Source organism: Streptomyces sp. NPDC001843, assembly GCF_042891955.1.
In the GTDB taxonomy this organism is placed as follows: domain Bacteria; phylum Actinomycetota; class Actinomycetes; order Streptomycetales; family Streptomycetaceae; genus Streptomyces.
In genome coordinates, this window is the sequence record NZ_JBIATQ010000003.1 from 549,333 (window position 1) to 572,874 (window position 23,542).

At 68.8% G+C, this 23,542-nt stretch carries 22 protein-coding genes and 1 riboswitch; of the genes, 11 read left to right on the top strand and 11 right to left on the bottom strand.

The genetic code is table 11. The annotated features are described in order from the left end of the window. Positions 1-23: 23 nt before the first annotated feature. On the top strand, positions 24-1,409 hold the full coding sequence (locus tag ACFYZQ_RS11015; RefSeq protein ID WP_389144520.1) for a serine hydrolase domain-containing protein: 1,386 nt from the start codon (positions 24-26) through the stop codon (positions 1,407-1,409). Positions 1,410-1,460: 51 nt separating this feature from the next. On the opposite strand, the gene ACFYZQ_RS11020 is transcribed toward ACFYZQ_RS11015, so the two are convergent. Beyond that, on the bottom strand, positions 1,461-1,916 hold the full coding sequence (locus tag ACFYZQ_RS11020) for a GNAT family N-acetyltransferase (protein WP_389144523.1): 456 nt from the start codon (positions 1,914-1,916) through the stop codon (positions 1,461-1,463). 9 nt (positions 1,917-1,925) lie between these two features. Continuing rightward, the gene (locus ACFYZQ_RS11025) at positions 1,926-2,792 is read right to left on the bottom strand and encodes a GNAT family N-acetyltransferase (protein ID WP_389144526.1); all 867 of its coding nucleotides are present in this window, start codon (positions 2,790-2,792) and stop codon (positions 1,926-1,928) included. Positions 2,793-3,514: 722 nt separating this feature from the next. On the opposite strand from ACFYZQ_RS11025, the gene ACFYZQ_RS11030 reads away from it, so the two are divergent. Further along, entirely contained in the window at positions 3,515-4,804 is a 1,290-nt protein-coding gene (locus ACFYZQ_RS11030) for a globin domain-containing protein (RefSeq protein ID WP_389144528.1), read from the top strand. Positions 4,805-4,808: 4 nt separating this feature from the next. Here ACFYZQ_RS11030 and ACFYZQ_RS11035 read toward each other — a convergent pair whose 3' ends face one another. From ACFYZQ_RS11035 to ACFYZQ_RS11055, 5 genes are all read right to left on the bottom strand, one after another. Continuing rightward, the gene (locus tag ACFYZQ_RS11035; protein ID WP_389144531.1) at positions 4,809-5,291 is read right to left on the bottom strand and encodes an NUDIX domain-containing protein; all 483 of its coding nucleotides are present in this window, start codon (positions 5,289-5,291) and stop codon (positions 4,809-4,811) included. Positions 5,292-5,379: 88 nt separating this feature from the next. Further along, entirely contained in the window at positions 5,380-6,285 is a 906-nt protein-coding gene (locus ACFYZQ_RS11040) for a LysR family transcriptional regulator (RefSeq protein ID WP_389144534.1), read from the bottom strand. A gap of 235 nt (positions 6,286-6,520) precedes the next feature. After that, positions 6,521-7,717, bottom strand: coding sequence for a cystathionine gamma-lyase (locus tag ACFYZQ_RS11045; protein ID WP_389144537.1), 1,197 nt, complete (start codon positions 7,715-7,717; stop codon positions 6,521-6,523). Beyond that, positions 7,714-8,205, bottom strand: a complete 492-nt coding sequence (locus ACFYZQ_RS11050; protein ID WP_389144540.1) for a low molecular weight protein-tyrosine-phosphatase — start codon at positions 8,203-8,205, stop codon at positions 7,714-7,716. Before ACFYZQ_RS11050 ends, ACFYZQ_RS11045 begins: the two co-directional genes overlap by 4 nt. 7 nt (positions 8,206-8,212) lie before the next feature. Continuing rightward, a complete protein-coding gene (locus tag ACFYZQ_RS11055) occupies positions 8,213-8,590 on the bottom strand; it encodes a phage holin family protein (protein WP_388792469.1) in 378 nt (125 codons plus the stop codon). A gap of 59 nt (positions 8,591-8,649) precedes the next feature. On the opposite strand from ACFYZQ_RS11055, the gene ACFYZQ_RS11060 reads away from it, so the two are divergent. The 4 genes from ACFYZQ_RS11060 (at position 8,650) to ACFYZQ_RS11075 (ending at position 10,916) form a co-directional block, all read left to right on the top strand. Then, positions 8,650-8,967, top strand: a complete 318-nt coding sequence (locus ACFYZQ_RS11060) for a cupin domain-containing protein (RefSeq protein WP_389144543.1) — start codon at positions 8,650-8,652, stop codon at positions 8,965-8,967. 132 nt (positions 8,968-9,099) lie between these two features. Beyond that, positions 9,100-9,312: a DUF5326 family protein gene (locus ACFYZQ_RS11065; RefSeq protein WP_388792465.1), complete on the top strand. Its 213-nt coding sequence runs from the start codon at positions 9,100-9,102 to the stop codon at positions 9,310-9,312. Between the two features lie 197 nt (positions 9,313-9,509). Continuing rightward, positions 9,510-10,379 carry an IclR family transcriptional regulator gene (locus tag ACFYZQ_RS11070; protein WP_389144546.1) on the top strand — a complete coding sequence of 290 codons (870 nt, stop codon included), beginning with the start codon at positions 9,510-9,512 and terminating at the stop codon, positions 10,377-10,379. Positions 10,380-10,478: 99 nt separating this feature from the next. Continuing rightward, entirely contained in the window at positions 10,479-10,916 is a 438-nt protein-coding gene (locus tag ACFYZQ_RS11075) for an SsgA family sporulation/cell division regulator (protein WP_388792461.1), read from the top strand. A gap of 88 nt (positions 10,917-11,004) precedes the next feature. Here the strand turns inward: ACFYZQ_RS11075 and ACFYZQ_RS11080 are convergent, their stop codons facing one another. Beyond that, the gene (locus ACFYZQ_RS11080) at positions 11,005-12,369 is read right to left on the bottom strand and encodes a YibE/F family protein (RefSeq protein ID WP_389144549.1); all 1,365 of its coding nucleotides are present in this window, start codon (positions 12,367-12,369) and stop codon (positions 11,005-11,007) included. Positions 12,370-12,441: 72 nt separating this feature from the next. Beyond that, positions 12,442-12,630: riboswitch (TPP riboswitch) on the top strand. Between ACFYZQ_RS11080 and thiC the strand changes: the two genes are divergently transcribed. After that, positions 12,623-14,425, top strand: a complete 1,803-nt coding sequence (gene thiC / locus ACFYZQ_RS11085; protein ID WP_389144552.1) for a phosphomethylpyrimidine synthase ThiC — start codon at positions 12,623-12,625, stop codon at positions 14,423-14,425. (Overlaps the previous riboswitch by 8 nt.) Before the next feature lie 176 nt (positions 14,426-14,601). After that, positions 14,602-15,705 carry a hypothetical protein gene (locus ACFYZQ_RS11090; protein ID WP_389144555.1) on the top strand — a complete coding sequence of 368 codons (1,104 nt, stop codon included), beginning with the start codon at positions 14,602-14,604 and terminating at the stop codon, positions 15,703-15,705. A gap of 54 nt (positions 15,706-15,759) precedes the next feature. Here ACFYZQ_RS11090 and ACFYZQ_RS11095 read toward each other — a convergent pair whose 3' ends face one another. The 3 genes from ACFYZQ_RS11095 to ACFYZQ_RS11105 all read right to left on the bottom strand — a co-directional run bounded on the left by ACFYZQ_RS11095 (position 15,760) and on the right by ACFYZQ_RS11105 (position 19,270). After that, on the bottom strand, positions 15,760-16,626 hold the full coding sequence (locus tag ACFYZQ_RS11095) for a hypothetical protein (protein ID WP_389144558.1): 867 nt from the start codon (positions 16,624-16,626) through the stop codon (positions 15,760-15,762). Between the two features lie 182 nt (positions 16,627-16,808). Next, positions 16,809-17,882 carry a metallophosphoesterase family protein gene (locus ACFYZQ_RS11100; RefSeq protein ID WP_389144561.1) on the bottom strand — a complete coding sequence of 358 codons (1,074 nt, stop codon included), beginning with the start codon at positions 17,880-17,882 and terminating at the stop codon, positions 16,809-16,811. Between the two features lie 275 nt (positions 17,883-18,157). Further along, the gene (locus ACFYZQ_RS11105) at positions 18,158-19,270 is read right to left on the bottom strand and encodes a LacI family DNA-binding transcriptional regulator (RefSeq protein WP_389144565.1); all 1,113 of its coding nucleotides are present in this window, start codon (positions 19,268-19,270) and stop codon (positions 18,158-18,160) included. Between the two features lie 449 nt (positions 19,271-19,719). Between ACFYZQ_RS11105 and hisC the strand changes: the two genes are divergently transcribed. From hisC to cydB, 3 genes are all read left to right on the top strand, one after another. Beyond that, positions 19,720-20,799: a histidinol-phosphate transaminase gene (hisC, locus tag ACFYZQ_RS11110; protein WP_389144568.1), complete on the top strand. Its 1,080-nt coding sequence runs from the start codon at positions 19,720-19,722 to the stop codon at positions 20,797-20,799. Positions 20,800-20,998: 199 nt separating this feature from the next. After that, on the top strand, positions 20,999-22,507 hold the full coding sequence (locus ACFYZQ_RS11115; protein WP_389144571.1) for a cytochrome ubiquinol oxidase subunit I: 1,509 nt from the start codon (positions 20,999-21,001) through the stop codon (positions 22,505-22,507). Positions 22,508-22,534: 27 nt separating this feature from the next. Next, the gene (gene cydB, locus ACFYZQ_RS11120; protein ID WP_389144574.1) at positions 22,535-23,539 is read left to right on the top strand and encodes a cytochrome d ubiquinol oxidase subunit II; all 1,005 of its coding nucleotides are present in this window, start codon (positions 22,535-22,537) and stop codon (positions 23,537-23,539) included. Positions 23,540-23,542: the final 3 nt, after the last annotated feature.

Consider the following 23,542-nt stretch of genomic DNA (forward strand, 5'->3'; position numbering starts at 1 on the left):
GTCCCGCGAGATGAACTGGCGCCATGACGACATCTCAGGAAGAGCTACTGCCCGGCACCCGTCGTGCCTTGTTGCACCGGATCGCCGTGGCCCAGGCCGAAGGCCGCGCACCCTCGCTGGTCGCGGCGGTGGTGCGAGGCGGACGAGCGGTATGGCACGGCGCGCGGACCTGCGTGGACGGTCACGGGCCTGACGAGAACGTCCAGTACAGGATCGGGTCGATCACCAAGACCTTCACCGCCGTCCTGGTGCTGCGGCTGCGTGACGAGGGCGTGCTCGACCTCGGCGACCGGCTGGAGAAGTATCTGCCGGACACCGGTGCCGGGGAGGCCACCATCGCCGGACTGCTCGCGCACACCGGTGGGCTGGCGGCCGAGTCGCCCGCACCGTGGTGGGAGCGCACTCCCGGATCGCTGCGCCCCGAGGTGCATGACGTACTGGGCGAGCAGCCCCTGGTGCATCCGGTCGGCCGCCGGTTCCACTACTCGAACCCCGGCTACACACTGCTGGGTGCTCTGGTGGAGGAGCTGCGCCAAGCCCCCTGGGAGGAGGTGCTCCGGCGGGAGGTGCTCCAACCCTTGGGCCTGCACCGGACGAGCGCGCAGCCGCAGGCACCGCACGCGGGCGGCTGGGCGGTGCATCCGTGGGCCGACGCGCTGCTGCCGGAGCCTGTGGAGGACCTCGGCCGTATGGCGCCTGCCGGGCAACTGTGGTCGACCACCGGCGACTTGGCACGCTTCGCGGCCTTCCTGGCCAAGGGCGACGACCGTGTGCTGAGTGCGGAGTCGGTGCGGGAGATGCGGACGCCCGCGGCGCCGGCTGAGACCGCGGACGTGATGGACGGTGCGACCTACGGACTCGGCCTGCAGATTCAGCATCGTGACGGCAGGCTGCTCGTGGGGCACTCCGGCTCGTTGCCGGGCTTCGTGGCGAACCTCACCATCGGCGTGGCGGACGATGTCGCGGCGGTCGTGCTGGCCAACTGCACTTCCGGCCCGTTGCTGTCCGTGGTGGGCGCCGACCTCGTACGTATCGTCGCCGAGGCCGAGCCACGGATTCCCGAGCCCTGGCGACCGCTGCCCGAGGTCGACCGCTCGGTGCTGGAGCTGGCGGGGCAGTGGTACTGGGGCACACATGCCTTCGCACTGCGGGTGACAGCCGACGGGCTGGTCGCCTTGGGTCCGCTGTCCGGGAACGGCCGCAGCTCACGCTTCCGGGCCAACGGTGACGGTACCTGGACAGGGTTGGAGGGCTACTACGCCGGAGAGCTCCTGCGGCCCGTACGGCGCCCGGACGGAGCCCTCGGCCATCTTGACCTCGGGTCGTTCGTGTTCACCCGTCAGCCGTACGACGAGGGGGATCCTGTGCCCGGCGGTGTGGATCCCGAGGGCTGGCGGGGGATCCGCTAGCGGGCTTCGACTGGTGGCTTGTTTCACGTGAAACAAGCCACCAGGACGCTTTCAGAGCTGGAGTTTGAAGCCCACGTGTGAGGCCGCGAAGCCGAGCCGCTCGTAGAAGCGGTGGGCGTCGGCCCGTGTGTTGTCGGAAGTCAGCTGCACCAGATGGCAGTCCAGACGCCTGGATTCGTCGATCGCCCATTCGATGAGCCGGGTGCCCAGGCCACTGCCGCGTTCCTCCGCGTGGATGCGGACGCCCTCGATGATCGACCTGGTGGCCCCGCGCCTCGACAGGCCGGGAACGATCGTGAGCTGGAGCGTGCCGACGACTCGGCCCTCGCGTTCCGCGACGACCAGATGCTGGTTCGGATCCGCGTCGAGCCGCTTGAGGGCGGTGAAGTAGGGGCTCAGGTCCTCCGGTGACTCGCGCTGTGCGCCTAGCGGATCGTCGGCGAGCATGCCGACGATGGCGGGGATGTCCTCGGCGACGGCGGCCCGTATCTCGAAATGATCTCCCATGGGTGCACCCTATGTGGCCGCCACTGTGAGGGGCGCGAACCGGCGGGTCCAGTCCCCGGGCAGCTCAGTGGCGCCGTACGCCATGACGGAGTTGTGGGCGACGAACTCCAGCCCGCGTTCCTTCACCCACGCCAGCAGTGCTTCATGCCGCACGTCGATGTCAGTACGCAGCGGGCGGTCGGTGCGGGCGGCGAGCGAGGCGAAGAGGGCCTGAGCCGTCTCGGTGTCGCGGGCGATCAGCGGTCCGATGACCTGCGTGTCCATGTTGGGCCAGGCGCCCGCGTACCCGGTGATCCGGCCGTTCTCCTCGGCGACGCGCAACTGGTCGGTGAAGGCGGGCAGCCGCGTGATGATGTGCGTGCGATCTGCCCCGAACACCTCCTCGTCGAGCCGGAGGATGGCGGCGAGGTCCTCGGCGGTGGCCGCTCGCGTCGTAACCCCGTTTTCCGGCCCACGCGGCGTGAACGGTCCCATGACCATCTCCGCCCGTCCGATGACCTTGAAGCCGAGCTCCTCGTACAGTGGGCGGCCATACGGCGTCGCGTGCAGGGTGAGCGGTGTCGTCCCCATCGACGCGACGACATGACGCATCAGTCGGCGCCCGACGCCCCGGCGGGCATACCGCTCGGCCACCAGGACCATGCCGAGGGCCCCCAGGTCCGGGCGTTCCTGCGGACCGTACTGCGTGACGATGCACGCGGCGATCAGGCCGCCACTGGGATCATCGATGCCGTAGCCGCGTCCGGCGATGAGGAGGAAGCCCCACTTGTGCTCCTCCCGCGGCCACCCCCGGTCTTCGGACAAGTCGGCGCAGGCGGTGAGATCGCGCAGCGTCAGACGACGGATGGGCAGAGCGTCGAGGGATGGAGTTGGCACGCAGGCCAGGCTGTCCGACCATGGCCCTTGGCGTCCACCCGTTTCGGGCCACACGCAGATGCTTTTGGCCATGTCGTAGCCATCCGCACAGCCCATGGACAGGCTCCGGGTGTTTCACGTGAAACGTCGGCGAACGGTGAGCGTACGGCAGGTCGCCGAAGGGCGGGGGAAGTCTTCCGGTTGGAATGTGCCGCACGGTACGAGCGCACCCGTGAAGATTTCCCGTCAAGGCGGCCTGGAAGTGGACGCTATCGCGCTGATCCCTTGGTCGTGGCCAGGCGGATCGGTCCGTCGGAATACGCCTTGGCCGGCCCGTATCCGTGGGACCGAGGCATAGATCAGGAACACCGGCCATGGTGGTGCCGGTGCCACCACCGGCGCCGGCACCGATCGCGGTCAATGCGGACGTCGTTCTGAAGGATCTCGCGAAGCGCTTCCATACGGGGCGTGATCTGTGAGAGGCCTACCAATTGGCGGCCTCCGCCCGGTAATTGGAGAATAAGCGGTACAGCCCCGGCGGATTCGTGGGGGAGTGCGCGGAGGGCGGTGGCCGGTAGGGTCTCCGATTAGCTTGCGGGTGTGGCGCATTGAGCCGCATTTCCGGGTATGCGGCCATGGGTGACCACTCAGGGGGATGCTGCATCCGACCGCGGAGAAAGCAGGCACCTTCCGATTCCGGAAGTATGCGGACCGACCGAAAGATGTTCGAGGCGAGGCACATCATGGACGCTCCGACCACCACGTCGGCGGAAAACGGCACATCCGGCGGAGGCGGCTGGTTCACACCGCGCACCGCCGCGGCCCCCGTTCCAGAGACCAGTCCGGCCTCGTGCACCTCCTCACTCTTCGAACCGGGCGCCCCCGCCGAGCGCTCCGCGCCCGTCGCCCAGCAAGCCTCCCCGGACGCCCTCCTCATTCGTCGCACCATGGCCGAGGTCGCCCCGGTGGCCGACAAGGCCACCTCGTACTTCTACGCTCTGCTCTTCGTGCGCCATCCCGAGCTGCGGGCACTGTTCCCGCCGACGATGGACACCCAGCGGGACCGGCTGTTCAAGGCGCTGCTGACGGCCGTCGAGCAATTCGACAACACTCCCGTTCTCGTCGATTACCTGCAGAACCTCGGCCGCGGCCACCGCAAGTACGGCACGCGGCCCGAGCACTACCCCGCTCTGGGTGAGTGCCTCATCGGTGCGCTGAGCAGGTACGCCTCCGCCGTCTGGGACGGGGAGACAGAGGCGGCCTGGGTGCGGGCGTACACGACCATTTCCCAGGTCATGATCGACGCGGCGGCGGCCGACGAACTGCGCGCGCCGGCCTGGTGGCACGCCGAGGTCGTCGCACACGAACTCAGGACTCCGGACGTCGCGGTCCTCACCCTTCGCCCGGACCAGCCCTATCCCTTCCTCCCCGGTCAGTACACAAGCGTGGAGACACCCTGGTGGCCCCGCATCTGGCGGCACTATTCCTTCGCCTCCGCCCCGCGCTCCGACGGGCTGCTGACGTTCCACGTGAAGGCCGTCCCCGCGGGCTGGGTCTCCACTGCACTGGTGCGCCGCGCCCGACCCGGCGACGTCGTCCGGCTCGGGCCGTCGACCGGCTCGATGACCGTCGACCACAGCACTGACAGCAGCCTGGTCTGTCTCGGCGGCGGCACGGGCATAGCGCCCATCAAGGCGCTGGTCGAGGATGTCGCCGAGCACGGCGTGCGCCGCCGGGTCGAAGTGTTCTACGGTGCCCGATCCGATCACGACCTGTACGACATCGACACCATGCTCCGATTGCAGCAGAGCCACCCCTGGCTCTCCGTCCGCGCCGTCGTCGACCAGCCCCCCGCCCGTCTCCAGCTTCCGGACGCGGTGCGCGAGCACGGTCCGTGGAACGAGTACGAGGCGTATGTCTCGGGGCCGCCTGGGATGATCCGCAGCGGTGTCGACGCGCTCAGGGACGCCGGCATCCCGGCGCACCGGATACGCCACGACTCGCTCGAGGAACTCGTGGGCGTCGGAAACTGATCCGTCACCCCAGATCCGGGGCGTGCATGGCCCGGACGCCCTCGATATTGCCGTCGAGATAGTGCCGCAGGGACAGTGGAACCAGGTGCACGGACGCGATGCCGACCCGGGTGAAAGGCACACGGACGATCTCATACTCGCCGGTCGGCTCCTCCACCTCGGGGCCATGGCGAAGCGAAGGGTCCATGGACTCCAGTCGGCAGACGAAGAAGTGCTGCACTTTCACGCCGGTTGCGCCGCCGTCCTCACCGATGTGCTCCACGGTGTCCACGAAGCAGGGCACCACATCGGCGATCTTGGCGCCGAGCTCCTCGTACACCTCGCGGTGCAGGGCGTGCACGACAGTAGTGTCGCTCGGTTCGACCCCGCCACCTGGAGTAACCCAGTAGGGATCGACACCGGGCTTCGTGCGCTTGATCAGGATCAGGTCGTCACCGTCCAGGAGGACGGCGCGGGCGGTGCGCTTGACCACGGGTCGGACGGTCATGGGAGAAATGTGGCCCGGTTGGTTCCACGTGAAACATCGCAAAGGGCCACGGGACGAGCGCATGCCGTGACCTTCGGCGGGTCCCGGGTCAGCACCAGTCGGCGGCCGCCCGTTGAAGCCACTCGTACGCCCGGGCGATGTGCGGCATCGCGAGGGTGCCGGTACGCACCACCAGGAAGTACGTCCGCAGCGGGGGCACGGCGGGCTCGTGCAGAGCGACGACGTCACCGTGCTGGATGGCGCCGTCGCACAGATAACGGGGCAGTACCGCCAGACCCGCCCCCGCAGTCGCACAGGCAAGGACGGCGCGCAGATCGGGGACGATGACGGTGCCCGATGCCGAAGGGCGGGAGTCGAAGACGGAAGCCCAGTACCGGGAGACGAAGGGCAGGGACTCGTGCACCTCGACGACGGGCAGGTTCTCCAGGGCGGCCGCACCCTTGCGATGCGGGCTTCCCGAGCTGATCCGCTCGGCCCACCGCGGGGAGGCGATCAGGACATGTTCCTCGTCGCACAGCGGAGTCGCCGTGAGGAGGGCACCGCGCGGACGGGCGGTGCTGATGGCCAGATCATGATGTCCGGCGGCGAGTCCTTCCAGTATCGCCTCGGCGTTCCCGAAGGAGGCGCGCAGCTCGAAGCCCTGGCAGTCGTTCCCGGCCAGCCCGGTAAGTGCGGGAAGCGCGCGTTCGGCGGTGAACTCGGGAGGGCCGGCGAGGTGCAGGGTCCTCGACGAGGACTCCTCGTCGAGCCCGGTCTCGGCTATCTCCACCAGCGCGTCGAGATGCGGAGCGGCCTTGTGGGCCAGTTCGTCACCGATGGTGGTGGGGGTCACCCCGCGGGCCTGCCGAAGGAACAGCGGGCGGCCCAGCTGTCTTTCCAGGGTGCGGATCTGGGAGGTGACGGCCGGCTGGGAGAGGCCGAGAAGTGCGGCGGCGCGGGTGAAGGAACCGGCCCGGTGGACGGTCACGAAGGTGCGCAGCAAGGCCAGGTCCATGGAACGCCCTCCCCCTCCCCTTTCCCTGCCTTTCTCCCGTCCCCCCGGGACAAGGACCAACTATAAATAAGTCGATAGGTCTCTGTCGCTAGCGTGATTGGACACTGACGCAGAGTCAACTAGCCTGGTTCGCGCGGTTCTTCGCGCGCGGAACCGGGGCGGTCCGAGCCACGAGGGGGGAGGTTCGGACCGTCCGTCACACCTGGCCGGATCCTCTCGTGGGCCCGCGCAGCGGTCAGTCAGCCGACTCGTCCAGGGCGCGGAGCACGTCCGCCACCAGGTCCTCAGGGTCCTCGGCGCCGACGGACAGCCGCACGAAGCCCTCCGGTACCGCGTCCCCGCCCCAGCGGCCGCGCCGTTCCGCCGTGGAGCGAACACCGCCGAAGCTCGTGGCGGAGTCCACGAACCGCAGGGCGCCGAGGAAACGATCGGCACGCTCGCGCGAGGACAGCGTGAAGGAGACGACGCACCCGTAGCGGCGCATCTGCTGTGAGGCGATCTTGTGCGAGGGGTCGTCGGGCAGTCCCGGATACCGCAAGCCGGTCACCTCCGGCCGCTCCCGCAGGGCCTCGGCGAGGGTCAGGGCCGTTGCGTTCTGCCGGTCCACGCGCAGCTGCAGCGTGGCCAGGGAGCGGTGCGCGAGCCAGGCCTCCATGGGGCCGGCGATCGCACCGACGATCTTGCGCCAGCGGCGTACCGCGGTCATGGTGTCGCCGCTTCGACCGGTGACGTATCCGAGCAGCAGGTCCCCGTGCCCGGTCAACTGCTTGGTGCCGCTGGCTACGGAGAAGTCGGCGCCCAGTTCGAGCGGCCGCTGCCCGAGCGGTGTCGCGAGTGTGTTGTCGACGGCGACCAGGGCGCCACGCGCGTGTGCCGCGTCGGCCAGGCGCCGGATGTCGCAGACGTCGAGGCCGGGGTTGGACGGCGACTCGATCCACAGCAGCGCCGCCCCGTCGAGGGCCTCGAGCTGGGCGTCGCCACCGGTGGGCGCGGTGCGCACCTCGATGCCGTACGCCTCCAGCTGGGCGCGCACCAACGGCAGTGCCTGGTAGCCGTCGCTGGGCAGCACGACCGCGTCCCCCGCGCGCAACTGGGAGAACAGTACGGACGAGATGGCGGCCATGCCGGAGGAGAAGACCAGAGTCTCCACGCCGTCTCGGCCCGGTGCCTCCAGCTCGCCCACGGCACGCTCCAGCAGGCTCCACGTGGGGTTCTCGTCCCGGCCGTAGGTGTAGGGGCCGGTGGGGTCGCCCGGCAGGTGGTAGTGGGCTGCGAACACGGGGCCGGGCAGGGTCGGCTCGTGCTTGACCGGCTCGGGGAGCCCGGCACGCACCGCGCGGGTGCCCTCACCGACGGTGGTCAGACCGTGCTCGGCGCCTTCTGTGCCGTTCCGTGCCCTCCTGCCGCGGTCGTCCGCGGCCGACTCGCTCATGCCGCCCGTCCCTCCAGTTCGTTCCGCACCGCGGCGAGCAGACCGGTGCTCGCCGCCTCCACCATCTCAAGACACTCCTCGAAGCCGTCCATGCCCCCGTAGTACGGGTCCGGTACGTCGAGGTCGACACCCGCGTCCGGGTCGTAGGAGCGCAGCAGCCGGACCTTCCGCGCGTCCTCCTCCGTCGGCGCGAGGCGGCGCAGGGCCTTGAGGTGGCCGGTGTCCAGGGCTATGACGAGGTCGAGGCGGGGGAACCAGGCCGCCTGGAACTGGCGGGCGGTGTGGTCGCTGTCGTAGCCGTGTTCCTCCAGGACGGAGACGGTGCGCGGGTCGGCGCCGTCGCCCTCGTGCCAGCCGCCGGTGCCGGCGCTGTCGACCGTGACGAGATCCTCCAGTCCGGCCTCGGCCACGCGTGCGCGGAAGACGGACTCGGCCATCGGGGACCGGCAGATGTTGCCGGTGCAGACGAAGCAGACGCGGTAGGTCATGGCGGGCTCAGTCCTCGTCCGGCAGTACGACGTGCAGCGCCCAGGAGACTATCGAGATGATCAGACCGCCGAGCACAGCGGTCCAGAAGCCCTCGACATGGAAGCTCAGGTCCAGCTTGTCGCACACCCAGGAGGTCAGCAGCAGCATCAGCGCGTTGACCACCAGGGTGAACAGCCCGAGGGTGAGGATGAACAAGGGGAAGGTCAGGACCGTCAGGATCGGCTTGACCAGCCAGTTCACCACGCCGAACACCAGCGCGACCGCGATCAGTGTGCCGGCCTTCTTGCCGGTGCTGTCACCGGTCAGGGTGATCTTGTCGAGCAGCCATACGGCGACCGCCAGGGCGCCCGCGTTGGCGATCGTCTTGACTACGAAATTCTTCATGTGTCTGATCGTGGCAGACGGGAACGGCTGCGAGCAGTGGGGCGAGGGCGACAACAACGATGAAGGTATTCCGGCTGGACGAACTGGAGGCGGAGCGCGCCGCCAACGAGGGCGCCTACCTTCAGTTCCTGCGGGAACGGAACATGTCGGTCGGTCTGTACGCGCTCGACGCGGGCGATCACGACCGGCAGACGCCGCACAAGCAGGACGAGGTGTACTTCGTCGTCAGCGGCCGTGCCTCCATCACGGTCGGCCTGGAGACCACCCAGGTGGCGCGCGGCAGCGTGGTGTACGTACCGGCCGGGGTCGCCCACAAGTTCCACCACATCAGCGAGGACCTCCGGGTCCTGGTCGTGTTCTCTCCACCTGAGGCGTGAAGCCGTCCCCGACGATTCCCTAGGGGAACGGTCAGGGGAGGACAAGGGGTGCGAGGCCCCCGTCGGCCCCTTGGCGGACCTAGCATCGATGGCAGGACTTCAAGAGCACTTCGAGAGCAAGGGACAAGGGCAATGGGAGAGATCTTCGCGGGCCTGCCGTGGTGGGTGAAGTGGGTCGCGGTGCCCGTCATCGCCCTGGTCGTGTTCGGTGGCGTGATAGCCAGCGTGGTCGGTTTCGTGATCGGCCTGCTCTTCAAGGCGCTGGTCTTCGTCGCCCTGGTCGGCGGACTGATCTACATCGTGCGGAAGTTCATGGCGGGCTCCTCGTCGCGCGGCGACTGGTGAGCCGCCAGGGGAGCCGGTGACGGTAACAGGAATCGCCGGTTCCCTCGGGCGAGGGAAGTTTTCCGGGCGGGCCGTCCGCATGCGGTGGCGGACGGTTAGAGTCCGGAATTCGCCGCGGGGCGCAGCCCCGGGGACGGCGTACCCCAACCCCGTGTTCCTCCTGCACGGGCTGCCCCTCGCGCTTCGGGAGTGACCCTTTGGCCACGGTCGACACCGCACCCGCTGAACCGCACGCACCCCCCGGCCGGCCCCAGCCGCGTCCCGCCACGTCCCCGGCCCAGCGGCCTCCCTCCACGGCGATCCCCGAGCAACGGCAGCACTCCGGGACCCTCATCGGATCCGTGCAGCGCGCGATGCGCCTGCTGGAGACCGTCGCCGAGCACGAGTACGGCGCCCCCGCCAAGCAACTGGCCCGGGAGACCGGGCTCGCCCTGCCCACGGCGTACCACCTGCTGCGCACCCTGGTGCACGAGGGCTATCTGCGCCGTGACAAAGGACTGTTCTTCCTCGGTGAAGCGGCCGAACGGCTGAGCAGCAGCGGAGCGAAGCAGAAACGTCGCAGCACGGTCGCCGACGCGCTCGCGCACTGCAGGGATGCCATCGGTGTACCGGTGTACTACGCCATGTACCGCGAGGGTGACGTCGAGGTCATGTGTGTCTCCGACACCCCCGGCACCCCGGCGGTCGAGGAGTGGGCCGACTTCCGGGAGACCGGGCATGCGCATGCCATCGGCCAGTGTCTGCTGTCCCAGCTGGACGAGGACGCCCGCCGGGACCACCTGGACCGTTATCCCGTGCAGTCCCTCACGCCGTACACGGTGCGCGACGGCCGCACCCTGCTGCGGCGCCTGGAACGGATCCGGCGCATGGAACCGGTGACGGAGCGGCAGGAGTACGCGCTGGGCACGGTCTGCGCCGCGATCCCGATCACCGTGGGCACCACCGCGGCCACGATGGCCATCTCCCTGCCGTCCCACCAGGCGGACCGGCTGCTGCCCGCTGCCCAGCAGCTGCAGAGGGAGGTCGGACGGCATCTGGGCTCGATCGCGATCTCTATCAGTATCTGAAAACTCACTCCTTGTGATCTACCGTGCACATTCAGCAAGATTTCACCAGGGTCAAAGGGGTCATTACCGGCCAGTCGGTGTCCTATGACGGGATGGGCGATGCGCGAGTCCGTACAGGCAGAAGTCATGATGAGCTTTCTCGTGTCCGAGGAGCTCTCCTTCCGCATCCCGGTGGAACTGCGGTACGAGACGTGTGATCCCTATGCCGTGCGGCTGACCTTCCACCTTCCCGGTGACGCACCGGTGACCTGGGCCTTCGGACGTGAGCTGCTGATCGACGGAGTGGGCCGGCCCTGCGGCGACGGTGATGTCCGCATCGCACCCGCCGGCTCCGAGGCGCTGGGCGAGGTTCTGATCCGGCTTCAGGTCGGCGCCGACCAGGCCCTGTTCCGCTCCTCCACGCCCCCGCTGGTGGCCTTCCTCGACCGTACGGACAAGCTGGTGCCGCTGGGCCAGGAGGGAGCGCTCGCCGACTTCGACGCCCACCTCGACGAAGCCCTGGACCGTATCCTCGCCGAGGAGCAGAGCGCCGGATGAAGCGTTACGGCCAGAGCGCCAGGTCCTCCGGCGCCCCACGTCGGCACGGAGCAGTAACGCTTCTCCGTACCAGGCCGGCCAGTTGAGCTCACCGCTTCCGGCGTCGGCCCCGGCCGCCGCGCACCGGAGCCGACGGGGCCGCGGCGGCCGCCGCAGTCCCCTGCACCGGGCGGTCTGCCGCCACCACCAGCGCCGCGAGGGCGGTGGTGACCGGCACGGAAGCCACGAGGCCGATCGAGCCCACCAGCGTGCGCACGATCTCCTCCGCCACCAGCTCACTGTTGGCGACCGTGCCCACGCTGCTCTGCGCGATGGAGAACAGCAGCAGCAGCGGCAGCGCGGCACCCGCGTAGGCAAGCACGAGCGTGTTGACCACGGACGCGATGTGGTCGCGGCCGATGCGGATGCCCGCACGGTACAGTCCACGCCACCCCATCGACGGATTCGCCTCGTGCAGCTCCCACACGGCCGAGGTCTGCGTGACCGTCACGTCGTCCAGCACACCAAGTGAGCCGATGATGACACCGGCGAGCAGCAGACCGCTCATGTCGATCGACGGATAGAGGCCGTGGATGAGGCCGGTGCTGTCATCGGTGTTGCCGGTCAGCGCGGCCCAGCCGATGAAGAGCTTGCCGAGAACGCCGATCAGCGACAGCGAGATCAACGTGCCGAGGACCGCCACGGAGGTCCGGGCGGAGAGGCCGTGGCACATGTACAGCGCGATCAGCATGATGGCGCTGGAGCCGACCACCGCCACGGTCAGCGGATCCGACCCCTGCAGGATCGCGGGCACGATGAAGAAGTCGAGGACCAGGAAGCTGATGGCCAGCGCGATCAGTGCCATGACACCGCGCATCCGCCCGACGACCACGACGGCGAGTGCGAAGATCCCCGCCAGCAGCGCCATCGGCATGCGCCGGTTGACGTCGGTGACCGAGTACTGCAGGTCCTTCGGCGCCGAGGGCTCATAGGCGGCCACGACCTTCTCGCCCTCGTGCAACTGCCGCGACTGGTCCGGCTGCACGATCTCGATGAACGTGCGGCCCTTGTCCTTGCCGGTGTCGACCCGGACCGTCGCCTTCTTGCAGGTACTGCTCCCCTCCTGCTGCGCCGAACCGCCCCCGCCCGTCGAGGTGTCTCCGGCCGCGCTGCCGCCGGAGGCGTTCACCGAGTTGCAGCTGACCTCGATGACCCTGGTGACCGTGGCCTGCTGGGTCTGCCGGTCGAATCCGACCCCGGTCCGCTTGTGGGGCGGGGCACCGCCGGGCCACAGAACCACGAGCCCGACCACGACCGCCACGGTGAACGGGATCAGGACGGCGGCGATGACCTTGCGCAGATGCTTCGAGACGGGTGCGGCCGGTCCATGGCTGTGACTGTGTGAGTGCCCGTGTCCCTCACCGGTCGTGTGCGTGTGCCCCGGCGGATGCTGAGGCTCGTGTGTCGTGGTCACCGCCCGATCATTGCAAGAAGGGCACAAGGCGCACTGTTCACCGCGCCACACATGACGCTAGCGTGGAGGCACCTTTGCACACGCGGGAGCTCGGAGCAACGGGCTGAGAGGGCGCTGACCTCTGTCTTTGCGATGTTTCACGTGGAACGTCATTCAGTCGAGTGATGTCTCACAAGAAGCACCGACCGACGGAAACCGCTGCGTCGACCGCCGAACCTGTTACCGGGTAATGCCGGCGTAGGGAGTAGGTCTCATGACCAACAAGGACGTACGCACGCCTGCCTCCACGCAGATCTCCGACGGCCAGGAGGCCGGGAAGTCCATCGGCTGGCACAAGGGGTATGTCGAGGGATCACGCCCCGACCTGCGCGTGCCGGGCCGTCAGGTGCACCTCACCAACGGGCAGTCGGTCACGTTGTACGACACCTCCGGCCCGTACACCGATCCACTCGTCGAAACCGACGTCCGCAGGGGCCTGCCGCCGCTGCGGGAGAACTGGATCATCGCGCGTGGCGACACCGAGGAGTACGCGGGCCGGCCGGCCCGCCCCGAGGACGACGGGATCAAGCACACCTCGCCACGGGGCGGCCTGCGCAACCTCGACGCGGTCTTCCCCGGACGACCCCGTCAGCCGCGCAGGGGGCGCGACAGCAAGGCGGTCACGCAGCTCGCCTACGCCCGTCGTGGCGAGATCACACCCGAGATGGAGTTCGTGGCCCTGAGGGAGAACGTTTCCCCAGAGGTCGTCCGCGAGGAGATCGCGGCGGGCCGGGCCGTGCTGCCGGCCAACGTCAACCACCCGGAGATCGAGCCGATGATCATCGGCAAGCGGTTCCTGGTGAAGGTCAACGCCAACATCGGCAACTCGGCGGTGACCTCCTCCATCGAGGAGGAGGTCGAGAAGATGACCTGGGCGACCCGCTGGGGCGCCGACACGGTCATGGACCTGTCCACCGGCCGCAACATCCACACCACGCGCGAATGGGTGCTGCGCAACTCCCCCGTTCCGATCGGCACGGTGCCGCTCTACCAGGCGCTGGAGAAGGTCGACGGCCGCGCCGAGGAACTGACCTGGGAGATCTACAAGGACACGGTCATCGAGCAGGCCGAGCAGGGCGTGGACTACATGACCGTCCACGCCGGTGTGCGCCTGGCATACGTGCCGCTGACCGCGAACCGCAAGACCGGGATCGTCTCGCGCGGCGGCTCGATCATGGCGGCGTGGTGCCTGGCGCACCACAAGGAGTCGTTCCTGTACGAGAACTTCGAGGAGCTCTGCGAGATCCTCGCCGCCTACGACGTCACGTACTCGCTGGGCGACGGCCTCCGGCCCGGATCGATCGCGGACGCCAACGACGAGGCGCAGTTCGCGGAACTGCGAACTCTCGGGGAACTCAACCGGGTTGCCAAGCGTTTCCACGTACAGACCATGATCGAGGGCCCGGGCCACGTCCCGATGCACAAGATCAAGGAGAACATCGACCTTCAGCAGGAGATCTGCGATGAAGCTCCGTTCTATACGCTCGGCCCGCTGACCACGGACGTCGCACCGGCGTACGACCACATCACCTCCGGCATCGGTGCCGCGATGATCGCCTGGTGGGGCACGGCGATGCTCTGCTATGTCACGCCCAAGGAGCACCTGGGCCTGCCCAACCGTGACGACGTCAAGACCGGCGTCATCACCTACAAGATCGCCGCCCACGCAGCCGACCTCGCCAAGGGCCATCCGGACGCGCAGGAGTGGGACGACGCGCTGTCCGACGCCCGTTTCGAGTTCCGGTGGGAGGACCAGTTCAACCTCGCCCTGGATCCTGACACGGCACGGGAGTTCCACGACGAGACACTTCCGGCCGAGCCCGCCAAGACGGCCCACTTCTGCTCCATGTGCGGGCCGAAGTTCTGCAGCATGAAGATCAGTCAGAGCATCACCGAGCGGTTCGGTGGTGCGGCGGCCGAGGGGGCGTCGGCGGAGGAGGTCGCTGAGGGGATGCTCCAGAAGTCGAAGGAGTTCGCGGCGAGCGGGAACCGCGTGTACCTGCCGATCGCGGACTGAGCACGAACAGCGGGCGGTCCGTGCTGACGAATGGCCCGGGGCGGGCTGGGAGCACGGATCGCCCGGCCTTTCCCGGTGCAGTGTGGCCGACTTGGCTCCTTCGCCGAGGACCGCTCGCCATAACGGAAAGAGCAAGCCGCCGGTCGGCCCCCGGCAAGATCACTACTGTTTCCGGCATGGGCGGGATCGATGTTGCCAACGGAGTGGTGGGCGCCGTACTCGGCATGGTGTGCGCGGTGCTGTTCCAGCAGCCTTTGCAGGACGGCTGGTACCGGCTGCGCAGACGCTCGTCCAGCGCGATCCGCGGGCTGAGGCGCCGGGAGGAGTCGGGACCCGCCTGGCGGACGTTCTCGCTCGGACCCCTCCAGACGTCCGCCCTGATCGTGGAAGGCGACGGCGAGTTCCCGATCTCCGCGGAGACGGTCTTCGTGCATGTGCTCGACGAGGAGGTGGAACTGCCTGCGGACATGACGTCCTGGCGGGACGAGATCGCCGAGGAGAGCGAACGTCTGCGGGCCGAGGGACGCGTCCCGCTGTGGAACGGCCCGCGGTACGCGGTCGAGTCGTTCGACATCTCCCGGACCGCGCTGGAGGAGAAGCCCGAGGTCCATCTGAGGCTGCGCCCGACCGACTACTACACCTTCCTCGCCGCCCAGCAACTCGACCGCCGGCTGCCGGACGGCACGACACCGCGGTCGCGTTACCTGGATCCGGACCGGCCCCTGACGGCTCCGGCCTTCCTGCAGTGCAGCTTCGCCGTCAACGTCGCGGTGGTGACGGCCGACGACATGCTGGTGGTGAGCCGACGCAGCGAACGGGTGCGGATGGCTCCCGGTGTATGGAACTCCTCCGTCAACGAAGGGCTTTCCCGCCACATCGACTCCTCGGGGCGCAGCGCACCCGATCTGCACGCCGTGGCGTGCCGAGGCATGCGGGAGGAACTGTCACTGGAGCCCCATGAGTACTCGCTGGAGCTCCTGGCGTTCGTGCTGGACACGAACAAGCGCCACTGGAGCGGTCACTTCTACGCCCGGCTGAAGGAGCTCCGCAGCGAGGATCTCCAAGCACGGATGAGCCGGGGTGTCGCGGACCGATGGGAGCACGACACGATCGACTACGTACCCTTCCGCCCCGCGCCGGTGGTCAGGTACATGCTGCGGGAGGACCGCGTCCACCGGTGGGCGCCCCTGGCACCCGCCTTGTTCCATCTCTGCCTCGTTCACGTCTTCAGCCGTGCGAGCGTCGAACGCGTGGAGGCGCAGGTCCTCAGACGTCTGTAGTGCGCGGGTGTCCCGTCTCCGGCTTGCGCCCCCGCCGGGGGCGCAAGCCGGGGGTCATTCCGGCTGGTGCTCCGGGCCCCCGAAGTCCGGGCTCGTGTAGTCCGGGCTGGTGAAACTCGGGCGCGAGCCCGGGGCGGTGCCGTCATCGGGGCTGCTGAACCCCGGGCGGTCGTAGCCGAGCCGGGGCATGCGCCCGGTCGGCGCCGGCGGGGTCATGCGGTGCAGTGCGGCTGTGCCGGGGTCGGCGAGCGCCTCCTGCAGGAAGGGCACGATGCCGCGCTCCAGCAGCGCCTCGCGCCAGGCCTCCCTTGCCCGGTCCACTGCCTCGGTCGCCTCCGCGTGGGGTCCGCTCTCGAGCGAGGGGTTGTTGCGCAGGGCGGTGAGGAGCAGCCCGACGGCGGCGACCAGGATCGCGGCGGCCGCCATGGCGCCGAACACCCAGCCGGTGGTGATCATCGTCTGAGCGAAGGCCGGTGCCGGGTCGAGCATCCTCAGGATGTAGCCGACCAGTAGGAAGATCGCCGCGGCGGTGCCGGCGAGGACGGGTGTGAGGACCGCGACGACGGCGACGGCGCCCGCGCCGTTGGTCTCCGCGACCTCGCCGAGGGAGGCGGCGAGTGAAATCGGGTCCGTACCCGGTTCCGCGGGGTCGGGCGCGGTGACGGAGGTGGCGGCGGCCGGGGCCGGCCGTCGCAGTTCCTCGCGGACCTTCACGTAGTGCTGGTACTCGGTCGCCGCGGCCGCCGTGATGAGTGCCGAGGCGTTGAGCGCCATGGTGCGCAGCTGTTCCGGGTTGAGCCGCTGACCGACAGCGGCCAGTTCCGGGCGGTGTGGTGCGGAGCGCAGCGCCTCATCGAGGATCCGCTCGTATTCCTGGCGGTCCTCGTTCAGCAGGTGCTGCGGAACGCTGTTCATCTGCATCCCCCGATGCTCCGTAGGGCTTGGGGCTCGCACGTCGACGAGCCGTCGGGCAGAAACGGAGGGGAGCCTGCTACGGATAAGCCGATGGTAGAGCCGCGACGGCGCGCGGTGACAGGGGGTTGCCGGAAATTGGGTGTCTGCCTGCGTTTACGTCGCCGGTGGGACGCCTGCCCAGCGAACGCTCAGGAACGCGGGGGAAGTTGCTGGACCAGCAGCTTTCCGGCCATGGTCACTCCGCCGTCCATCGCGATGGCCAGTCCGTCGGCATAGACATGGGGTCCCTCGACCACCGGGTCCGTGCTCTCGTCCTCCTCCTCGGAGCCGACCTCGCCCAGGAGGTAGGGGATGGGGCTGTGGCCGTGAACGATGCGGGTGCCGCCGTACGTATCCAGAAGGGAACGCACTGCTTCGGCGCCGCCCTCGCGGAAGGAGAAGCGCTTGGTGAACTTGCGGAACAGGTCCCAGACTTCGTCCGCGTCGTTGCGCGTCAAGGTCTCGCGGACGGTGTCGTTGACCGCTTCGATGGAGTCGCCGTAGTCGAGATAGGCGGTGGTGTCGGAGTGCACGAGCAGGTAGCCGTCGACCTCCTCGACGGCGTCCAGGCGGGCCATCCACTGCAGATGGTGGTCCTGGAGGCGGTCCATGTCGGTCTTCTGGCCGCCGTTGAGCAGCCAGGCCGCCTGGAAGGTGGCGGTGCCGGCACCGGAGTTGACGGGGGTGTCGCCGAACCGCTTGGCGCCGAGCAGCAGCAGTTCGTGGTTGCCCATGAGCGCCTTGCAGTAGCCGCCTGCCGCGGCGGCCTCGGCGGACAGCCGCATCACCAGGTCGATGACGCCGATGCCGTCGGGGCCGCGGTCGGTGAAGTCGCCGAGGAACCACAGCCGGGCGGTGCCCGCGCACCACTGGCCGGCGGCGTCGATCAGCCCCTGCTCCCGGAGGGCGGCGAGCAGTTCGTCGAGGTAGCCGTGCACGTCGCCGACGACGTACAGCGGGCCGGGGCCGGTGCTGGGCTGCGCGGCCGGTGCGGGTACCGGTTGCGGGGTGCCCTGGAGGGAGTCGCCACGGTTGATGACGGGCAGGTCGCGCTCGGTGGGTGTGTACCCGTCGGGGTACGCCTCCTCGGCGGCCGGGACGGTGTCGCCGGGGTGGGTGCTGTGGGCGTACGGACCGGTCTCGTGGATGTACGCGGGCACCCGGAAGTCGCGCAACGTCGCCGTGCGCTCCACCTCGGGTCCCTGACCGGCCCCCTGAGTCATCAGACCCCTCCACCATCGCGCCGCATCTGCACCGCATCGGACTGCCTGGTCGCAGCGGCCCGCGGTGTCGTGGGCCCATCATAGGAATGCGGATCGCGCCATGTGATGACCCAGGGGTGGTGAATCGGAGCAAGACGCCAGTTCACCGCGGCTTTCGCCCCGTTTGGGCAGGGGTTAGGCCGCCTGCTGACTCCGGTGCCGACCGTCTGCCGCCCCCTCCGACCTCGTGGACGCGTCCCGGTGCGCTCCCCTCCCACGCCCGGCCGGGTCGGCCGTCAGCTTCTCTTCGGGGCGCGCGGCGGGCTGACGGTCGTGCGGGGCGGCCGGCGCTGCGAGGAGGTGCGCACGATCAGCTCCGTGGGTATCACCTGCTCCACCGGGTGGTCCGACTCCACCCCCTCGATGGCGTCGATGAGCAGCTGGACCACCGCCGTGCCGATGCGGCGGGGCTTGAGCGAGAGCGTCGTGACGGGCGGCTCGGTGTTGGCGTACACGGTCGACTCGCTGCAGCACACCAGCAGCAGGTCGTCCGGGACACGCAGGCCGTAGCGGCGGGCGGCCGCCAGTAAGTCGGTGCCGTTCGGGTCGAACAGACCGTAGACGGCGTCCGGCCGGTCGGGCCGGGCGAGCAGCCGGTCGGCGGCGACGGCGCCTGCGCAGGGGTCGTGGGCCGGGTATGCCTCGTACACCGGGTCCTGGCCGACCCGCTCGCACCAGTGCAGGTAGGCGGTGGTCGACAGGTGGGTGTAGGTGTCCGTGGTCGTGCCGGTGAGCAGACCGATCCGGCGGGCGCCGGCGGCGGCGAGGTGGTCGAGGATGTCGAGGACCGCGGCCTCGTGGTCGTTGTCGACCCAGGCGGTGACCGGCAGGGACCCGGCCGGGCGGCCGTCCGAGACCACCGGCAGGCCCTGCCGGACCAGCTCGCTGACCACGGGGTCCTGGTCGGAGGGGTCGATGACGACCGTGCCGTCCAGGGCGACGTTCGACCACACGTCGTGGCGGGAGGTGGCGGGCAGGATCACCAGGGCGTAGCCGCGGGCGAGCGCGGCCGAGGTGGCGGCGCGGGCCATCTCGGCGAAGTACGCGAACTCGGTGAAGGTGAAAGGTTCATCCCCGTAGGTCGTCACGGTCAGGCCGATCAGACCGGATTTGCCGGTGCGGAGTGTGCGGGCGGCGGCCGAGGGGCGGTATCCCAGCCGGTCGGCGACCTCGCGGACGTGGCGGCGGGTGGCGTCCGGGAGCCGGCCCTTGCCGTTGAGGGCATCGGAGACGGTCGTGATGGAGACCCCGGCGGCGGCGGCGACGTCTCTGATGCCCGCCCGGCCCGACCGGCTGCCTCGCCGTGAGGTTTCCGCGCGGCTCACCTGGTGCTTCCCTGCTGCTGTCATGGCGAGCCGATAGTAGGGCTCAGGCGGTGGGGTAGTGCGGACGCATATGCACGCCTTGGCAGGCACGTTTCTGCATGGCAAAAACGGGCCAAGTTCCTTAGAAACCAAGGTAGTTGAACGTTCTAAGGGCAGGACTTGACGTGTCGGCGGGCAGAGGCCTGTCAAATGTCCGATGTTTCGAAGAGGTCTCAACTCACCTTCATGGGTGACGCGCGCCAGGGCGTGAGTTACCGGCGCATAGATATATGTAGGGGGCGCCCCCCGATACGTATGCCTTCGTGTGGTGATGCCCCTGATGCCCCTGGTGCTGCTGGGTCTGGTGGGATCGATGAGCAGCTCGTACCAGGTCTTCGCTCAGCTGTACGCAGAGGCGTCGAATCCTCATAAGGTGAGCAGTATTGGAAGCGGGCGGCGCCGACGGTCCGCCGGTGGATGCGAGGAGGACTGCGGTGAGCGAGACGAGCCCCAAGCTGCGCGCCGAGCTGGAGGGTATCCCCACCTACAAGCCGGGCAAGCCTGCCGCGGCCGGCGGGCCGGTCGCCTACAAGCTGTCCTCCAACGAGAACCCCTACCCGCCACTGCCCGGGGTGATGGAGACCGTGACGGCGGCGGCCTGCTCCTTCAACCGCTACCCGGACATGGCGTGCAGCGGCCTGATGGACGAGCTGTCGGACCGCTTCGGCGTGCCGCTCTCCCACCTGGCCACCGGTACCGGCTCCGTCGGCGTCGCCCAGCAGCTGATCCAGGCCACCAGCGGACCGGGCGACGAGGTCGTCTACGCCTGGCGGTCCTTCGAGGCGTACCCGATCATCACGCAGATCAGCGGCGCGCGGTCGGTGCAGGTACCGCTCACGCCGGGCGACGTGCACGATCTGGACGCGATGGCGGACGCGGTCACCGACCGGACCCGCCTGGTCTTCGTCTGCAACCCCAACAACCCCACGGGCACGGTCGTCCGGCGGGCCGAGCTGGAACGCTTCCTCGACCGGGTGCCCAGGGACGTGCTGGTGGTGCTCGACGAGGCATACCGGGAGTTCGTGCGGGACCCGGAGGTACCCGACGGCGTCGAGTTCTACCGGAAGCGGCCGAACGTCTGCGTCCTGCGGACCTTCTCCAAGGCGTACGGCCTCGCAGGGCTGCGCGTCGGCTTCGCGATCGCCCATGAGCCGGTGGCGGCCGCACTGCGCAAGACGGCGGTCCCCTTCGGTGTGAGCCAGCTCGCGCAGGAGGCGGCGATCGCCTCGCTGCGTGCCGAGGACGAGCTGCTGGGCCGGGTCGGCTCGCTGGTGTGCGAGCGCACGCGCGTGGTCGACACGCTGCGCGCCCAGGGCTGGACCGTGCCCGAGACCCAGGCCAACTTCGTGTGGCTGCGGCTGGGGGAGCGCACGGTCGCGTTCGCGGAGGCCTGTGAGCGGCACGGCGTCGTGATCCGGCCGTTCCCCGGCGAGGGAGTGCGGGTGACGGTCGGGGAGACCGAGGCGAACGACATATTCCTGAAGGCGGCGGAGGAGTTCCGCAAGGAGTCCTAGCCCGGTGATCCCCTTGCCTGCCAGGGAGAATCCCTCGCGGGCAAGGGGCCAGCCGCATCCTGCCTGGTGGGGCCGTTCGGCCCGGGGAGGGACCCCCGCCTCTCCGATGCCGAACGGGTATGCGGCATAATGGCTTGTGAATGTGAACGCATTCACAAGCTCGCGTTCTCAAAGCCCGTGGAGTAAGGAGACCGGCGACGTGGACCTGGCTTTGGCGCCGGAGACGCTGGCGCGCTGGCAGTTCGGCATCACCACCGTCTACCACTTCCTGTTCGTCCCGCTGACGATCTCCCTGGCCGCCCTCACGGCCGGGCTGCAGACCGCGTGGGTGCGCACGGAGAAGGAGAAGTACCTCAGGGCGACGAAGTTCTGGGGCAAGCTGTTCCTGATCAACATCGCGATGGGCGTCGTCACCGGCATCGTGCAGGAGTTCCAGTTCGGCATGAACTGGTCGGACTACTCGCGCTTCGTCGGCGACATCTTCGGCGCCCCGCTCGCCTTCGAGGCCCTGATCGCGTTCTTCTTCGAGTCCACCTTCATAGGACTGTGGATCTTCGGCTGGGACAAACTGCCCAAGAAGATCCACCTGGCCTGCATCTGGATGGTCTCGATCGGCACGATCCTGTCGGCCTACTTCATCCTCGCGGCCAACTCATGGATGCAGCACCCCGTCGGCTATCGGATCAACAAGGCGAAGGGGCGCGCGGAACTCACCGACTTCTGGGCGGTGCTCACCCAGAACACCGCGCTCAGCCAGGCCTTCCACACCCTCTCCGCGGCCTTCCTGACCGGCGGCGCCTTCATGGTCGGCATCGCCGCCTTCCACCTGTCCCGCAAGAAGCACATACGGGAGATGAAGACCTCCCTGCGGCTCGGCCTGGTCACCGTCGTCATCGCGGGTCTGCTCACCGCGGTCAGCGGCGACGCACTCGGCAAGGTCATGTACAAGCAGCAGCCGATGAAGATGGCGGCCGCCGAGGCCCTGTGGGACGGCGAGAAGCCGGCGCCGTTCTCGATCTTCGCCTACGGCGATGTCGACAAGGGCCACAACACCGTCGCCATCGAGATACCCGGCCTGCTGTCCTTCCTCGCCAACGACGACTTCACCTCGTACGTGCCCGGCATCAACGACGTCAACAAGGCCGAGCAGCAGAAGTTCGGCCCCGGTGACTACCGGCCCAACATCCCCGTCGCCTTCTGGGGCTTCCGCTGGATGATCGGCTTCGGCATGGCGTCCTTCGCGATCGGGCTGGCCGGGCTGTGGCTGACCCGCAAGAAGTTCCTGCTGCCGCAGCACCTGCGGGTGGGCGACGACGAGGTGCCGCATCTCGTCCTGCTCCCGAACAAGGCGCTCGGCCCCCAGCTCACCACCTGGTACTGGCGCATCGCGATCTGGACGCTGGCCTTCCCGCTGATCGCCAACTCCTGGGGCTGGATCTTCACCGAGACGGGACGCCAGCCCTGGGCCGTCTACGGCGTCCTGCAGACCCGCCAGGCGGTCTCCCCCGGTGTCTCCCAGGGCGAGGTCCTCACCTCGATGATCGTCTTCACCGCGCTGTACGCCATCCTCGCCGTCGTCGAGGTCAGGCTGCTCGTGAAGTACGTGAAGGCCGGCCCGCCCGAGCTCACCGAGGCCGACCTCAACCCGCCCACGAAGATCGGCGGCGACACCCGTGACGCCGACAAGCCGATGGCCTTCTCCTACTAGGCATCGGGTCAAGGGAGCTGCACAGTCATGGAACTTCACGACGTCTGGTTCGTGCTCATCGCCGTCCTGTGGACCGGCTACTTCTTCCTCGAGGGCTTCGACTTCGGGGTCGGAATCCTCACCAAGCTGCTCGCCCGTGACCGGCCCGAGCGGCGCGTGCTGATCAACACCATCGGTCCCGTCTGGGACGGAAACGAGGTGTGGCTGCTCACCGCGGGCGGCGCGACCTTCGCCGCCTTCCCCGAGTGGTACGCCACCCTGTTCTCCGGCTTCTACCTGCCGCTGCTGGTCATCCTGGTCTGCCTGATCGTCCGGGGCGTCGCCTTCGAGTACCGCGCCAAGCGGCCCGAGGAGAACTGGCAGCGGAACTGGGAGACCGCGATCTTCTGGACCTCGCTGATCCCGGCCTTCCTGTGGGGCGTGGCCTTCGGCAACATCGTGCGGGGCGTGAAGATCGACCAGCACTTCGAGTACACCGGCAGCCTCCTGGACCTGCTGAACCCCTACGCGCTGCTCGGTGGACTGGTCACCCTGACTCTCTTCACCTTCCACGGCGCGGTGTTCACGGCCCTCAAGACGGTCGGGGACATCCGGGTCCGGGCGCGGAAGACAGCCCTGTGGGTCGGTCTCGTCACCGCCGTGCTGGCTTCGTCCTTCCTGCTCTGGACGCAGGCCCACAGCGGGGACGGCAAGAGCCTGGTCGCCCTGGTCGTGGCGGTCGTGGCACTGGTCGCGGCGCTCGTGGCCAACCAGAGGGGACGAGAAGGCTGGTCGTTCGCGCTGTCCGGACTCACCATCGTGGCCGCAGTGGCGATGCTCTTCCTGTCGCTCTTCCCGAACGTCATGCCGTCCACGCTCAACGAGGAGTGGAGCCTCACCGTCACCAACGCCTCGTCGAGCCAGTACACCCTGAAGATCATGACCTGGTGCGCGGCGGTCGCCACGCCGATCGTGCTGCTGTACCAGGGGTGGACGTACTGGGTGTTCCGGAAGCGGATCGGGACCCAGCACATCGCTGAAGCAGTGCACTGAGGT

Excerpts from the sequence above, each read along its gene's own strand:
- ACFYZQ_RS11065 (WP_388792465.1), top strand. The coding sequence starts at position 9,100 with ATGGGAGAGATCTTCGCGGGCCTGCCGTGGTGGGTGAAGTGGGTCGCG.
- ACFYZQ_RS11075 (WP_388792461.1), top strand. The coding sequence starts at position 10,479 with ATGCGCGAGTCCGTACAGGCAGAAGTCATGATGAGCTTTCTCGTGTCC.
- ACFYZQ_RS11055 (WP_388792469.1), bottom strand. The coding sequence starts at position 8,590 with ATGAAGAATTTCGTAGTCAAGACGATCGCCAACGCGGGCGCCCTGGCG.
- ACFYZQ_RS11020 (WP_389144523.1), bottom strand. The coding sequence starts at position 1,916 with ATGGGAGATCATTTCGAGATACGGGCCGCCGTCGCCGAGGACATCCCC.
- ACFYZQ_RS11060 (WP_389144543.1), top strand. The coding sequence starts at position 8,650 with ATGAAGGTATTCCGGCTGGACGAACTGGAGGCGGAGCGCGCCGCCAAC.
- cydB (WP_389144574.1), top strand. The coding sequence starts at position 22,535 with ATGGAACTTCACGACGTCTGGTTCGTGCTCATCGCCGTCCTGTGGACC.
- thiC (WP_389144552.1), top strand. The coding sequence starts at position 12,623 with ATGACCAACAAGGACGTACGCACGCCTGCCTCCACGCAGATCTCCGAC.
- ACFYZQ_RS11030 (WP_389144528.1), top strand. The coding sequence starts at position 3,515 with ATGGACGCTCCGACCACCACGTCGGCGGAAAACGGCACATCCGGCGGA.
- ACFYZQ_RS11050 (WP_389144540.1), bottom strand. The coding sequence starts at position 8,205 with ATGACCTACCGCGTCTGCTTCGTCTGCACCGGCAACATCTGCCGGTCC.
- ACFYZQ_RS11040 (WP_389144534.1), bottom strand. The coding sequence starts at position 6,285 with ATGGACCTGGCCTTGCTGCGCACCTTCGTGACCGTCCACCGGGCCGGT.
- ACFYZQ_RS11035 (WP_389144531.1), bottom strand. The coding sequence starts at position 5,291 with ATGACCGTCCGACCCGTGGTCAAGCGCACCGCCCGCGCCGTCCTCCTG.
- ACFYZQ_RS11090 (WP_389144555.1), top strand. The coding sequence starts at position 14,602 with ATGGGCGGGATCGATGTTGCCAACGGAGTGGTGGGCGCCGTACTCGGC.
- ACFYZQ_RS11095 (WP_389144558.1), bottom strand. The coding sequence starts at position 16,626 with ATGCAGATGAACAGCGTTCCGCAGCACCTGCTGAACGAGGACCGCCAG.
- ACFYZQ_RS11045 (WP_389144537.1), bottom strand. The coding sequence starts at position 7,717 with ATGAGCGAGTCGGCCGCGGACGACCGCGGCAGGAGGGCACGGAACGGC.
- ACFYZQ_RS11105 (WP_389144565.1), bottom strand. The coding sequence starts at position 19,270 with ATGACAGCAGCAGGGAAGCACCAGGTGAGCCGCGCGGAAACCTCACGG.
- ACFYZQ_RS11100 (WP_389144561.1), bottom strand. The coding sequence starts at position 17,882 with ATGACTCAGGGGGCCGGTCAGGGACCCGAGGTGGAGCGCACGGCGACG.
- ACFYZQ_RS11015 (WP_389144520.1), top strand. The coding sequence starts at position 24 with ATGACGACATCTCAGGAAGAGCTACTGCCCGGCACCCGTCGTGCCTTG.